16 protein-coding genes are annotated in these 12914 nt (G+C 33.8%); 7 read left to right on the forward strand and 9 right to left on the reverse strand.

Annotated features, from left to right (window positions below; all coding sequences use genetic code 11):
- Positions 1-16: 16 nt before the first annotated feature.
- Positions 17-307 carry a DUF3784 domain-containing protein gene (locus MHB74_RS16580; RefSeq protein WP_061677626.1) on the forward strand — a complete coding sequence of 97 codons (291 nt, stop codon included), beginning with the start codon at positions 17-19 and terminating at the stop codon, positions 305-307.
- Positions 308-336: 29 nt separating this feature from the next.
- Here MHB74_RS16580 and MHB74_RS16585 read toward each other — a convergent pair whose 3' ends face one another.
- Positions 337-618: a hypothetical protein gene (locus tag MHB74_RS16585; protein ID WP_061677629.1), complete on the reverse strand. Its 282-nt coding sequence runs from the start codon at positions 616-618 to the stop codon at positions 337-339.
- A gap of 133 nt (positions 619-751) precedes the next feature.
- Between MHB74_RS16585 and MHB74_RS16590 the strand changes: the two genes are divergently transcribed.
- Positions 752-946, forward strand: a complete 195-nt coding sequence (locus MHB74_RS16590; RefSeq protein WP_061677630.1) for a hypothetical protein — start codon at positions 752-754, stop codon at positions 944-946.
- Between the two features lie 109 nt (positions 947-1055).
- Positions 1056-2093: a serine hydrolase domain-containing protein gene (locus tag MHB74_RS16595; RefSeq protein ID WP_061677632.1), complete on the forward strand. Its 1038-nt coding sequence runs from the start codon at positions 1056-1058 to the stop codon at positions 2091-2093.
- 36 nt (positions 2094-2129) lie between these two features.
- Here the strand turns inward: MHB74_RS16595 and MHB74_RS16600 are convergent, their stop codons facing one another.
- From MHB74_RS16600 to yeiL, 5 genes are all read right to left on the reverse strand, one after another.
- The gene (locus tag MHB74_RS16600) at positions 2130-2378 is read right to left on the reverse strand and encodes a hypothetical protein (protein ID WP_061677634.1); all 249 of its coding nucleotides are present in this window, start codon (positions 2376-2378) and stop codon (positions 2130-2132) included.
- Positions 2379-2663: 285 nt separating this feature from the next.
- Positions 2664-3707, reverse strand: a complete 1044-nt coding sequence (locus MHB74_RS16605) for a flavin-containing monooxygenase (protein WP_061677636.1) — start codon at positions 3705-3707, stop codon at positions 2664-2666.
- Between the two features lie 139 nt (positions 3708-3846).
- The gene (locus MHB74_RS16610; RefSeq protein WP_061677637.1) at positions 3847-4584 is read right to left on the reverse strand and encodes a metallophosphoesterase family protein; all 738 of its coding nucleotides are present in this window, start codon (positions 4582-4584) and stop codon (positions 3847-3849) included.
- Positions 4585-4626: 42 nt separating this feature from the next.
- Complete coding sequence (locus MHB74_RS16615) at positions 4627-4980, reverse strand: glyoxalase superfamily protein (RefSeq protein WP_061677639.1); 354 nt, start codon at positions 4978-4980, stop codon at positions 4627-4629.
- A 13-nt stretch (positions 4981-4993) separates the two neighbouring features.
- Complete coding sequence (yeiL, locus tag MHB74_RS16620; protein ID WP_061677641.1) at positions 4994-5686, reverse strand: transcriptional regulator YeiL; 693 nt, start codon at positions 5684-5686, stop codon at positions 4994-4996.
- A 109-nt stretch (positions 5687-5795) separates the two neighbouring features.
- On the opposite strand from yeiL, the gene MHB74_RS16625 reads away from it, so the two are divergent.
- From MHB74_RS16625 to MHB74_RS16635, 3 genes are all read left to right on the forward strand, one after another.
- Positions 5796-6242 carry a DMT family transporter gene (locus MHB74_RS16625; protein WP_061677643.1) on the forward strand — a complete coding sequence of 149 codons (447 nt, stop codon included), beginning with the start codon at positions 5796-5798 and terminating at the stop codon, positions 6240-6242.
- Positions 6243-6255: 13 nt separating this feature from the next.
- The gene (locus MHB74_RS16630) at positions 6256-6720 is read left to right on the forward strand and encodes a DMT family transporter (protein WP_061677645.1); all 465 of its coding nucleotides are present in this window, start codon (positions 6256-6258) and stop codon (positions 6718-6720) included.
- 89 nt (positions 6721-6809) lie between these two features.
- Positions 6810-7304: a hypothetical protein gene (locus MHB74_RS16635; protein WP_141658052.1), complete on the forward strand. Its 495-nt coding sequence runs from the start codon at positions 6810-6812 to the stop codon at positions 7302-7304.
- Between the two features lie 40 nt (positions 7305-7344).
- Here the strand turns inward: MHB74_RS16635 and aiiA are convergent, their stop codons facing one another.
- Positions 7345-8097, reverse strand: coding sequence for a quorum-quenching N-acyl homoserine lactonase AiiA (gene aiiA, locus MHB74_RS16640; RefSeq protein WP_061677651.1), 753 nt, complete (start codon positions 8095-8097; stop codon positions 7345-7347).
- Between the two features lie 188 nt (positions 8098-8285).
- Here aiiA and MHB74_RS16645 point away from each other — a divergent pair, with 188 nt between their 5' ends.
- Complete coding sequence (locus tag MHB74_RS16645) at positions 8286-9305, forward strand: zinc-binding alcohol dehydrogenase family protein (RefSeq protein ID WP_061677653.1); 1020 nt, start codon at positions 8286-8288, stop codon at positions 9303-9305.
- 48 nt (positions 9306-9353) lie between these two features.
- On the opposite strand, the gene MHB74_RS16650 is transcribed toward MHB74_RS16645, so the two are convergent.
- Positions 9354-10745, reverse strand: a complete 1392-nt coding sequence (locus MHB74_RS16650) for an amino acid permease (protein WP_061677655.1) — start codon at positions 10743-10745, stop codon at positions 9354-9356.
- 630 nt (positions 10746-11375) lie between these two features.
- Positions 11376-12575 (reverse strand): multidrug effflux MFS transporter, encoded by a 1200-nt coding sequence (locus MHB74_RS16655; protein WP_061677657.1) that lies wholly within the window; start codon positions 12573-12575, stop codon positions 11376-11378.
- Between the last annotated feature and the right edge of the window lie 339 nt (positions 12576-12914).

Genomic DNA, 12914 nt, shown 5'->3' on the forward strand with positions numbered 1-12914 from the left:
AACGGAGGTGTTTTCAATGACTCTCTTCGCTTCCCCATCATTATTCATACTAGCAATCATTTCATTTGCACTAGCTTATTTCATCGGAGTTAAGCAATACACTTGGCTCTTATCAGGATTCAACGAACGCCGTGTATCAGATAAAGTTAAGTTATCAAAAATAGTGGGTCTTTATAATTTAATTGCTGGTGCTATTGCCACAATTGGCAGTGTCTTCACTACTCCTAATGCAAAAATCTTATTTCCTATCATTATAATTGGCCACGTTATAATCGCTGCTTATGTAAATACACGCATGGTACAGTGAAAAAAGATCATCCAAATGGATGATCTTTTTTATAATTTATCAACATATTGCTTCGCTTCTAGTAAAGAAAACCCAAAAGCCTCTCTTACTCTCTTAACTGCTGTAACTGTTTTTCCTTCTTCCATAAGCTGACGCAACTCTTTATTAATTTCAGGTTCTCTATCTATAATTCCCATTTCTTTCGTAATTAGCTGTAATCTATCTTCCATTCTCTTTAAACGTGCATCCGTTTTCTTTTCGATTCTATTTAATTTTTCAGCGATATAAATAAACCCAAAGACCGCTATCGGTATGATCATCCAAAATTCCATGACTATTCCTCCTCATTAGCTTTCATTTGTTTTATTTCACTAACTTATGTAAATTTTACCACAGGACACATTTAATGTATAATAGTAATATACAACACTGTTGATAAAACCTTTTATTTTAGGGGGACACTTTATGAAAAGATTTTTTAAGACGTTACTACAATTTGCAGTTCTTTCAATTGCACTACATTTATTATTTGATATCGTTGGCTGGCTTGTTTTCAATGCGCCAATTCAAAACAAACAAAGTATTATTTCCTTACTAACAGCCTCATGGTTAATGTACATGTACCGAGATAAATTTTTTAAAGTATTCACTTCGAATTAACTAAAAAACTTCATCGATAAAAGATGAAGTTTTTTCTTTTTCTCTTATTCTCTCTATTAACTACTGTATAATAGAACTAACATTCTGTCTTTTTAAGAAAGGAGTCACTATGAACTTAAAAAGTAACAATATATACGAAAAAATGAACCAATATTCCGTTGCAGGTTTAAGCCTTGCCGCTATACGTGATGGTATACTAGACGAAGTCGCTGCTTTCGGAACACTTGAATCTGGAACAACTAGAACTGTCACTGCGAATTCTATATTCAACTCTTGTTCAATTAGTAAATTCATCACTACAATGCTCGTACTAACGTTATCAGATCAAGAAATCATACATTTAGATGAAGATGTAAATGATAGACTTACATCTTGGAACATACCTACCACTCTATTTACCTCACAGAAAAAAATTACATTACGAAATTTATTAAGTCACCAATCTGGAATTATTGATCCTCCTAATAGTTTTGAGCATTATACACTTGCACAAGGACGACCAAACATGTCCGAAATCCTTGCTGGTAAAACATCATATTGCTCCGTACCTATTGAAGTGACCTATAAACCAGAAAGTGAATTTCACTACTCTGATGCAAACTTTTGTATTATCGAACTACTACTTGAAGATATAACTGGAAAACCATTCAATCTTTTACTTGAGGAATATATCTTTCAGCCACTCCAACTGAAAAATAGCATGCTATTCTCTACTGCAAATATAAATAAAATGGAGGCCTTTGCTTGTGGACATAATAAGGATGGGATTGTCACAGATGAAAAATATCCATTTTATCCATTCGCAGCTGCTTCAGGTATTTGGACAACACCAACAGACTTATCAGCTTTAGTTATCGAAATCATTCATTCCTTACAAGGAAAGGGCAAACTAAAACTTTCTCCAAAAACAGTACAAGATATGATTTTACCTCAAGGTTGCTCAAAATGGACTGGGTTAGGGGTTTTTCTAGATGATTCGAATGAAGACTTACAAATGTATTCACTTGGATGGGGCGTTGGATTTCAATGTATGCTAGTATGCTATCCATACCGAGGTAATGCTGCTGTTATAATGACGAACACTGACTTAGGTGTTCATCAAATGGAAGGGATTATTGGTGACGTCTTAAAAACGTTATCCTTATAATGAAAAGAAAGAAGCTGTTCCTTCCAGCTTCTTTCCTTATATTATATTTTTCGCAACAATTTTTATATGTTCTGGTGCGATAATCTCCGTTATACTTTCTTGGAAATCTTCCTGCAACATTTCTTCAACATGTTCTAACTGCACTTCAACATGTGTGCATTCTAAATTATGTATATTTAATAATGCATAATGATCTTTTTTCTTAATTACTAAATATTGATTTTCCTCTGTTACAAGTACAGAGCCTAATCGTACCCCTAGCAAGCGTTGATCATCAAACTTCACAACCATTTCCCCCTTCCTTAATCCAAAACGCGACCTCTATGTAATAAAATAACATTTTAGATAATCTATTCTTTATAAACTATATCACAATTTATTAAAATATAAATATCATATTTCTTTTTACTAAAAATCCCTATTTTTTTATATATTTCGATACAAAAAACTTTCTCAACATAAAATTAGAATTTTCAGTTTTTATTATTATGAAAATCTATTATAATAAAGTTAATAAATGATTGACCTCTCCTAATTCATGTACATATGGATGATCAGTAGCTGCTGTTGCTACTGATCTATTTTTTTGATTTCAGAAAGTAAATACGCTGCATCCTTTCCTACACCACAAATAAGTGCAGAGCCCCTTTGAGATTGCCACGGCAAACCGATATAATATAATCCTTTTACTGGACTTATTCCTCTTACATGATTAGGAAATCCATTCCCATTCACTGCCTTTTCTATTTCAATCCATTTATAGTTCTGAATAAAACCAGTTGACCATATAATGCTTTCTGCACTATATGTGCCACCATTTTGAAACATAATATTATTCTCTGATGCACGAACCACTTTTTCCTCTAGTTTAATTGCCCCACTACGAATAAGTTTTTTACCTGCAAAACCAAAAATAGGATCCTTTCTCTTCTGAAACCACTTTCCCCTCTTTGTATTTAGCTCAGCGTACAATAAACCCAATTTTTCTAACCAACTAAAAATACTTTTTCCAAAAAGATGTAACGGTAAAAATGTTAGCGGATGACTGATAGACATTGTAACTTCATGAGTTTTTGCAAGTTCTACTGCGATTTGCATTCCGGAATTCCCGCCACCTACTACTAGTACTTTTCCCTTAGGAATTTGTGATGGTGATTTATATTGTGATGAATGTACTTGAAAAACATGCGATGAAAGATGTTGTGAAAATGAGGGGATGTATGGTTGCTGAAAACCACCTGTTGCGATAACAACCTTTTTTGATTGTAAAGTTTCTGTAGGAGTATGTAATTCGAATATATCTTTTTCTTTCTTTATTTTAAAGATTTCGGTTTGCAATTGGACCGGTAATGTAAAGTGCCTTGCATATTCTTCTAAATACGTTGCCATTTCATCTTTACATGGAAATCCCTGTCCTTCTCCTTTTACTATCATACCTGGTAAACTACTGTATTCCCTCGGTGTGAAGAGCTGTAAAGAATCATATCTGTTTCTCCATGAATCCCCAATTCGGTTTCCTGCCTCAAGTAATAAAAAATTATACCCTTCTTGCTTCAAGTAATATCCCATTGTTAATCCAGCTTGACCAGCTCCAACGATAATTATATCTTTCATTTTAATCCCCTCCCTCTCACAATACATGAATACTTGTTCATATATTCATACGTTTCTGTAATCATAACACTTTATTTTTACATCATTCAATATTTACTCAAAATAAAAAAGAGCAGTTTATTATAAAGTAAACTCCCCTTCATTCTATCTTCCCAGTCTTTAGTGCCTGTGCCCAGTCATGCCTTTCCTGTTGAACAGCTAACCCCACAGCTTCTTCCCAATTATAAGGAACTGAAATTTTTTCAATTATCCATTCTCCAAAAACCTCTTCTATCACTACATATTTTGCGTGCGGGGTTCCCGACTCCATTTTATGTATAACAGGTAATTCATCTTTGTATGCAGGAAGTCCTACACTCCCTGGATTTATAACTATCTTACCGTTTGCCAAATAAACAACTCTAGGAATATGCGTATGACCACATACTATTATTTTTTGTTCTATATTTTGGAGTTGATCCAATATATTTTTTTCACTCTTTAATACTGCACCATTCTCGTCCATCTCTTCTAGTAAATACACCTCATCTGAAGTTGGTGTACCATGACAAAATAAAATATCGTCTACAATACATTGCGAAGGATGTTGTTTTAGCCAATCTATATGACTTTCTGTTAATTGATTTTGGACAAAAGTTAGTGTAGCAGACTGCTCTTGTATAGGTTCCCAAAGCATGCGATCGCAGTTTCCCTTAATATGTATCATCTCGTTATTCATTAATATTTCAATTGTCTCTAAAGGATCTAACGGCCCATACACGCTATCGCCTAAATTGATTATCATTTCGACATTACGACGTGCAATATCTTTTAATACAGCTTTTAACGCGTGACTATTTCCATGAACATCTGAAATGATCGCTATTTTCCTATTCATTGTAGCACCTACTTTGATAAATTATTTAGGATATCTCAATTTCTAAACCTTTTCCTCATAAAATATAATTCTATTTGAAAACGGATCAATCACAGTTAATTCCATTGTATCCCACGGTGTTCTCTCTATATCAGGTTGTGAATACGCATATTCTTTATTCAATAATATGGAATGATAATCCTCTACATTATCTATTTTGACCCGAATCGCACCGCCTGGCGAAGCATCCCCATGATGTTCTGATAAATGTATTACAGCATCATGTAACGAAATTTGCATATATAATGGCATATGTTCCTCATACCGATGTTCCCAATCCATTTTAAATCCTAAAAAATCTATGTAAAATAGCTTTGCTTTTTCAATATCAAAAATTCTAAATATAGGTGTAATCATTTATAATCCCCTCCTATTTATAAACATCTGCCGCTAGTTCCCTCAAAACATCCACATTCACTACTTCAAAGCAACCATTGTTTTTCTTTATAATCTCTTTATCACAAAAAATATTTAATGTACGTAATAGATGTCGATAACTCGTTCCTAACAATTCAGCTGTTTCCGTTAAATTCCCACTAAACACAATTCGATTTCCGTGCTGCACCGCTCGTTCCCCCGCTGCTAACATGTAACTCGCCAATCTATTTTCAAGTGGATATAGTAAATTAATTGTACTATTTTTTGAAAGTCGATTTAACTTATGTGCTAATGATCCGCAAATACATCGTAAAAATTTCGCATCATGAAATAATTGATTTCTCACTTTCCCTAAAGGTAAACCAACACAATATGAATCTGCCATCACTTGTACGTTTGAAGCAGTCTTTTGGGAATGAATTAACTCCACATCCCCTAACAGCTGCAAACTATCATAAAAGCATAATAATACAGATTTACCGTTACTTAATGTATTAAACGCTTTCGCTTTTCCCTCAACGAAGAAAAATAAATAATCTATCTCTTCATTTTCTCTACAAATAAACTCGTTCTTTTTAAAAAATATGAGTTCCATATACGGTTTCATATCATTACTAAAAAAGGAGTCAATATTATTTTGTTTCATATACTCTGCTAATTTAATAGAATTACATATTTTCTTCATAGTTCCCCCGCCTTTACAACTCATCCCCATTGTAATCAAAATTTTCTTCTTTCACTATGACATATGTCATAGTAATACACAATTTCAGCATGATACAGTCATTACAAATATGAAAATTAAAGGGGATATTACATTGTATAACTTTCTTTCTGTCTTTATTGGTGTGCTCATCGCCGTTATGCTGCCATTGAATGGGATTTTATCTGAGTTAATTGGCAAGTATACAGCGAGCGTTGTCATTCACCTTGTCGGTTTAATTGCAGTTATTTTCGTTTTAATTATAAACAAAAATAAAATCCGTTTTGATAAAAGCATTCCACTTTTTCTGTATAGTGCTGGAGCGATTGGAGTATTCACTGTTCTTTTTAATAATATAAGTTTCTCTGTCCTTGGTGCCTCTATTACGATCGCATTAAGTTTACTTGGTCAATCCATTGCTTCCATCGTTATTGATCATTTCGGCTTATTAGGAATGAAAGTTGCAAAGTTTGAAAAGAAAAAACTAATTGGATTATGTTTCATCTCTTCAGGAATTATAATCATGACAATTTATTAATGGAGGCAGAAAAATGTTATATATTACGATTGCTATTTTAGCTGGTGTTTCTATCGTTGTGGCTAGAATTATTAACGCGAATTTAGCAGCGAAGATTGGAAATTGGGAAGGCACGTTTTTTAATTATATTACTGGATTATTTTTCTCTACATTATTTTTAATTTTCAGTTCAGATTCATTGTATATTCCAATGCAGACGTTACAATCAATTCCTATCGCTGTGTACTTAGGTGGATTAGTAGGCGTTATCGTCATCTCTTTATCGAACTATATTACTCCTAAAATATCAGCATTTTATTTAACGTTACTCATCTTTATCGGACAATTATTTGCGGGGACTATCATTGATTTCATCTTGTCACACGAACTCTCAATGGGCAAAGTCGTCGGTGGCATTTTCGTACTAATCGGGCTCACTTACAATTTACTCGTGGATCGTCCGATAAAAACTGTGGAACATAACCAAGTTCAACTATAATACTTTACGCTTACCTATCATATATTAATAGAAACGCTCTTCACACGAAGTAATAGAGAGGAGAATATTCTATTAAAAAAATCATTTTACTGCTAGGTAGCGCCTTGATTATTTTTAGTATCGTATGGTTTTTCAACTCTGGAAAATCTATTCAAGATTTCTATACAGCAAATAAACCAAAGAAGAAAGCTACTATCATTTCAACGCAAAGAGACCCAAATGAGCCCCCTGTCTTTTTAGGAAAACAGGAAATAAAAGATATACATGTCGAGTCAATTAAAACAAAAAAGGATATCTTTCTTACAAAAACAGATGAATTAAAAACATTCATTAACAGTATGGATACAGCCAAAAAAGGAAAATTAACATTAGATGAAGAAGGATCAGATTTAATAGATTGTGATATGTGGATTACTTTCGAAGATGGAACTTATAAAAAATATTTCATATGGATAGTTGACCATCACAACAACGAAGTGATGATTGCTCAGCAAGATACTCCTGATGATGTAAACCTTACGTACTATCAATTAAATGAAGATAATTCAAAAAAAGTTTATAACTTATTAAAAAAAATTATTTAAACGAAAAAGTCATGAGCGAATAAACTCATGACTTTTTGCACTATATATATTCAGGGAACACTTTACATCCCTTTTCCTGCTCTATATCATGCCCAAAGAAAACAATCGGCTTCTCTTTTATCACAACTTCTTTTAAACGTTTAATTGAAGATAAAGCTAATTCTGGATCAAATCCCGCAAACGGCACTTCATCTTCAAAATTCTCTTTCGTATAAGATGCATCAATCGTTAATAATACAGGACCGGATTTTTCCGTCTCAATTAATAATGACTGATGCCCTGGAGTATGGCCTGGTGTATGCAATAATTGAACTCCTGGTACAACTTCATAATCCCCTTCAATAATTTTGTAGTTTAAATTCGGCAATTTACATTCTTTCATATATTCTTCACTATGTTGTGCCGCCTCATATTCAGCACGCTGCACAATAATCGGTGTATTTGTAAAAGCACCATTTCCTCCTGCATGATCAAAATGCAAGTGCGAACTAATAATATATAGAAGGTCTTCTGGCTTATACCCTACACGTTTTAAAATAGTTACGATTCTATCTTCTTCAGTCATTTTCGGTAAAATCTGCCCTTCTACAAATGTCCCTTCAAACAAGTTTTCATTATTAACCGCACTTTCTGGCATACCTGTATCTACTAAAATAAGCCCCTCTTCTGTCTCCAAAAGATAACACCATACAGGTAAATTCAATAAATTCCCCGGCGAAAGCGTACTATTAACAGAAGAATGATCTAACATACAACGGCCTGCTGGAATGAAATAAAGCTTCTTTACTGTCATTATGTATCCACCTTTACATTTAATTTGAGATAAAGTAACACAGTAAAAAAATTCTGCTTTTTAGAAAGAAACTCCTTCCACACTTTCATACCACCATAAATAAAAAAGAGTGTACTTTTTTACATAATGGCATTTCACCATCTATAATAAAAGAGAAAATGACTCTTACTTTAATGGAGGGAATAGAAATGAAAGCAATTGGTTTACATGAATACTTACCTATTGAAGAAGAAAACAGTTTAATTGATATTGAAGTTGAAAGACCTGTTGCTACAGGAAGAGATATACTCGTTAAAATTAACGCTATTTCCGTTAACCCGGTTGATACAAAAGTTCGCTCTCCGAAAGATAAAAAAGAAGATGTAGCGAAAATACTTGGCTGGGATGCTAGTGGTGTAGTCGTACAAACTGGCGAAGGTTGTACGTTATTTAAAGAAGGCGACGAAGTGTTTTACGCTGGAAGCATTACGAGACAAGGTACATATAGTGAATACCACCAAGTTGATGAAAGAATCGTTGGTAAGAAACCTAAAACGTTAAATGATGCTGAAGCTGCAGCAATTCCTTTAACAGCTATTACAGCATGGGAAGGTTTATTTGAACGTTTAGGTATTGATTATAATAAGAAAGATGAGAATACATTCAAAAACATTTTAATTATAGGCGGTGCTGGTGGTGTTGGCTCGATTGCCATTCAAATGGCGAAATGGGCTGGATTGAATGTAATTACAACTGCATCCCGCACTGAAACGATACACTGGGTTGAAAAATTCGGTGCTGATTATATTATTAATCATCACCAACCTTTACAAGATCAAATATTAGAGTTTGGGATAAAAGATGTAGATTATATTTTCTGCTTAAACAATACAGATCAACATTGGCAAGCAATATGTGACCTCATTAAACCACAAGGAAAAATTTGCTCTATCGTAGAAAATGAACACCCTCTTGAAATGGGTATTTTAAAAAGTAAAAGTGCTACACTCGTTTGGGAGTTTATGTTCACAAAAGCGATGTATGAAACTGGTGATATGATTACACAGCACGAACTATTAAATAAAGTAAGTGAATTACTAGATGAAGGCATTTTTAAGACTACATTAAATGAAACACTAACACCAATTAACGCTGAAAACGTAAAAAAAGCACATGCCCTGCTTGAAAGCGGAAGTACAATTGGGAAAATCGTTTTAGAAAAGTTTTAATAATAAAAAGTCCGATTTCCAAATAAGAAATCGGACTTTTTACTATCTTTATTTACTTGAAATCTCTTGATCATTTGGAATATCTAACGGCTTTCGCTTCCCTATTCCAAAAGCATAGAAACTAATTGTTACAATAGCTAAGAACACAATACCTACAACTAGTGAAATACGAGTATCATCGTTAAACCACATTCCGATTAATACCATAATTAAAAAGGCAATTGTTAAATAGTTTGTAACAGGAGCAAATGGCATTTTGAACGGATGATCTTTCATCTCTGCCCCTTTTGCTTTTCTAAAATTAATTTGACTAATTAAAATGACGAACCATGGTACCATACCAGGGAGTACGCTCGCACTATATACATATACGAATAAGTTTTTCGGTGCAATATAACTTAATACAACACCAACCGCTAAACCGATAATGACACCAACTGTACCGAATAAAGGCACACCATTCCCAGAAAGTTTCGTGAAATATTTCGGTGCCTGTCCATTTACACCTAACGTATAAAGCATACGCCCCGCACTATAAATACCACTATTACAACCCGACATTGCCGCTGTAATAACAACGAAGTTAATAAGTCCAGCTGCTGCCGTAATACCGACTTTCGCAAAAGTTGCTACGAACGGACTACCAATTGTACTTAATTGATCCCACGGATACACAGTTACAATAACGAAAATAGCACCAATATAGAATATTAAAATACGCCAAATTGTACTTTGAATCGCTCTTGTAAGTGTCTTCTTCGGATCCTTCGCCTCACCAGCAGTAATACCGATTAATTCCACCCCTTGGTATGCACCAACTACAAGTGATAATGCAAAGAAGAATCCTGAAAAACCACCTGTAAAGAAACCACCATTTGACCAAAGATTAGATATACCAATCGCTTCTCCACCGTTACCAATTCCAAAGAAAATAAGTCCAAATCCCGCAATAATCATTAATAGAATCGTAACGATTTTTATCATTGCAAACCAAAATTCAAATTCACCAAATGACTTAACAGAAATTAAGTTAGCTGCGCCAAGAATAACCATCGCGATTACACCTGGTATCCAAGCTGGTAAGTCCGGGAACCAATATTTCATATATGCCCCAACCGCAATGATTTCTGACATCCCAACGATAACCCACTGGAACCAGTTACTCCACGCTGTCATATAACCAGCTAACGGATGAATATACTTGTGACCGAACGTCGCAAATGAACCTGTACTCGGCTCCATATACAACATTTCACCCATCGCACGCATAATGAAGAAGATAAAAATACCTGCAATTGCATACGCAAGCATTACTGACGGACCTGTCCATTTAATCGTGCTGGCTGACCCCATAAACAAGCCAACACCAATCGTTCCGCCTAAAGCAATCATTTGAATATGACGTGCTTCTAAGCCTCTTTTCAATTCTTTGTTTGCCACTTCATTTCCCCCTCTTAGATGATTCATAGCCGCATTTTAAAACAAGATGCTTTCCCCTAATTCCTTTCGGCCTGAAAATGATGAAGCAAACGTCATTTTAGACTAACTTTAAAGCTATCCTAAAATCGTTTTTTTGCCCCTTACAAAATTCTCAAAACCTTTCATCTTCCAATATTCTATAAATCTTAAAATTACTTACCTTATATTAATTCATTTATCTGAAAAGTTCAATTATTTTTTCGATAGATTATTATACATAAGTCTGATTAATTTTTAACTAAATTAACAATAAAATACATCTATTCAATATGATTCCGGCATGAATATTATTACAATATAAATAACCGAGGAGAGTATTTCTTCCTCGGTTTCATACTGCATATACTTCACTAATTATAGGTTGTACTATAATTGCTTACACATACAATTAACACATCACGTATAAATTTAATATATTAGTAAACTACAAAGTCACTAACTTCTGTATCTCCATCCCCTACTTTAAGAAAAATATAATTACACTTAAATCTACCAACAATACCTTTAATTTTTGTTCGTATATCCACTAATCATTTTCATAAAATATAAAAGAGTCTCATTAAAAAATGAGACTCTTTTACCATTTCATATTTATATCATTTTTGAAGTTTGTTTCCCTAAAATAAACACTTTAGTAAACACCATCATGATAACTACTATAGCTAGAAAATAAAGTGGCATCACGAGTAACGAGCCCGTATGCAACTGGCTCATTCCCCAAATCGTCATCGTTACAATTACATAGTACCCTAAGCTAAATAATGCTCCTGCTGTACCAATAACATCTTGAAAATCTACTAATGCTAAACTTAAACAGTTAGGTAACGCTACTCCAATTCCTAATAGCAATATAAACATCGCTACTAAAAATCCAATCATATATACTACGTTGGGATTTGATCCCACAAACGTAATAACAGATAAAAGGATAGCTCCTCCTGTCATTACGAGACAACCGATATATATAATCTTCTCTGGTTTATACGTGGCAAGCAATCGTTTCGAAACTTTCGCCCCAATAATAGAAGCAGAAGCAACAACAATTCCTAAAAGTCCATACATACTAGGCGATAACTGAAAGTATTCAATAAAGATAAATGGCGCTTCTGCATAATAGCTAAATAAAACACCATTCGCTCCTCCAATTAATACCCCATATGTTACAACTTTCGGATTTGTAACCAACCGTTTTAAAACAGAAAACACATTTATTTTATTCGTTACTGAGTCCGTTTTTGTTTCTGGAAGAGAAACAAACGTATACAGAAAAATTCCGAAACTCATAATTACTAAACTTAAAAATACGATTTTAAGTCCAAACATTTGATCAAGAAAGCCACCAATTAACGGTCCTATCGCTGGTGTAAAAGCAATGACTGCCGAGATTTGAGCAAACATAACATGCCTCTTATGCCCTTCTACACTTTCACGAAGAATCGTTTGTGTCACAACTGAGCCAGCACTTGCTCCAAACGCTTGAATAAAACGACTTAGCAATAAAACTTCAATGGAATTTGCAATAAAGCATAAGAAACTCCCAACGCCATATACAACAATTCCAAGTAACATTGCCGGGCGACGACCAATTATATCCGATAACCATCCAATAAAAAATACACCTAAAGCAAATCCAGCAAAATACACACTAAGCGTTAACTGCACTTCATTATTACTTACTTGTAACGCCTTTGAAATGTCAGGTAAAGACGGTGTGTAAATCGTTTCACTAATTTGCGGAAATGCGACAAGAATGATCATTAACAAAAGTGATGGTACTGAGACTTTTTTCATATTTCATACCCTCCTATAACTATGAAAATCTCAAAAATAAAAAGACTTTTCTTAGCTACGGAACGGGAGGGGCCATTATAGAAATTCGATCATAAAACAACAAAGAAAACACCTCAATTACGCATGTTAATACTTATAGGAGGGTAATATTAACATTGATTTTAAAATATACTTTTTCAATTATATTACATATTGCGATTCTTTTTCTAGTGTTTGGCCTTAGAATATTAGTTAAAAAGATAACTTGATGCTGCCACCTTTTTATGGAATAATTAGGAATAGTTTGAATTGATAGTACTAATTATTAAACAATAGACTAGCATTTTTAATGTCGTAAAG

The sequence above is a fragment of the Bacillus sp. FSL K6-0069 genome, assembly GCF_038007785.1.
Taxonomy (GTDB): Bacteria; Bacillota; Bacilli; order Bacillales; family Bacillaceae_G; genus Bacillus_A; species Bacillus_A mobilis.

Coding starts and splice junctions, on each gene's coding strand:
- MHB74_RS16580 (WP_061677626.1), top strand. CDS start 17: ATGACTCTCTTCGCTTCCCCATCATTATTCATACTAGCAATCATTTCA.
- MHB74_RS16585 (WP_061677629.1), bottom strand. CDS start 618: ATGGAATTTTGGATGATCATACCGATAGCGGTCTTTGGGTTTATTTAT.
- MHB74_RS16590 (WP_061677630.1), top strand. CDS start 752: ATGAAAAGATTTTTTAAGACGTTACTACAATTTGCAGTTCTTTCAATT.
- MHB74_RS16595 (WP_061677632.1), top strand. CDS start 1,056: ATGAACTTAAAAAGTAACAATATATACGAAAAAATGAACCAATATTCC.
- MHB74_RS16605 (WP_061677636.1), bottom strand. CDS start 3,707: ATGAAAGATATAATTATCGTTGGAGCTGGTCAAGCTGGATTAACAATG.
- MHB74_RS16610 (WP_061677637.1), bottom strand. CDS start 4,584: ATGAATAGGAAAATAGCGATCATTTCAGATGTTCATGGAAATAGTCAC.
- MHB74_RS16615 (WP_061677639.1), bottom strand. CDS start 4,980: ATGATTACACCTATATTTAGAATTTTTGATATTGAAAAAGCAAAGCTA.
- yeiL (WP_061677641.1), bottom strand. CDS start 5,686: ATGAAGAAAATATGTAATTCTATTAAATTAGCAGAGTATATGAAACAA.
- MHB74_RS16625 (WP_061677643.1), top strand. CDS start 5,796: ATGAAAATTAAAGGGGATATTACATTGTATAACTTTCTTTCTGTCTTT.
- MHB74_RS16630 (WP_061677645.1), top strand. CDS start 6,256: ATGTTATATATTACGATTGCTATTTTAGCTGGTGTTTCTATCGTTGTG.
- aiiA (WP_061677651.1), bottom strand. CDS start 8,097: ATGACAGTAAAGAAGCTTTATTTCATTCCAGCAGGCCGTTGTATGTTA.
- MHB74_RS16645 (WP_061677653.1), top strand. CDS start 8,286: ATGAAAGCAATTGGTTTACATGAATACTTACCTATTGAAGAAGAAAAC.
- MHB74_RS16655 (WP_061677657.1), bottom strand. CDS start 12,575: ATGAAAAAAGTCTCAGTACCATCACTTTTGTTAATGATCATTCTTGTC.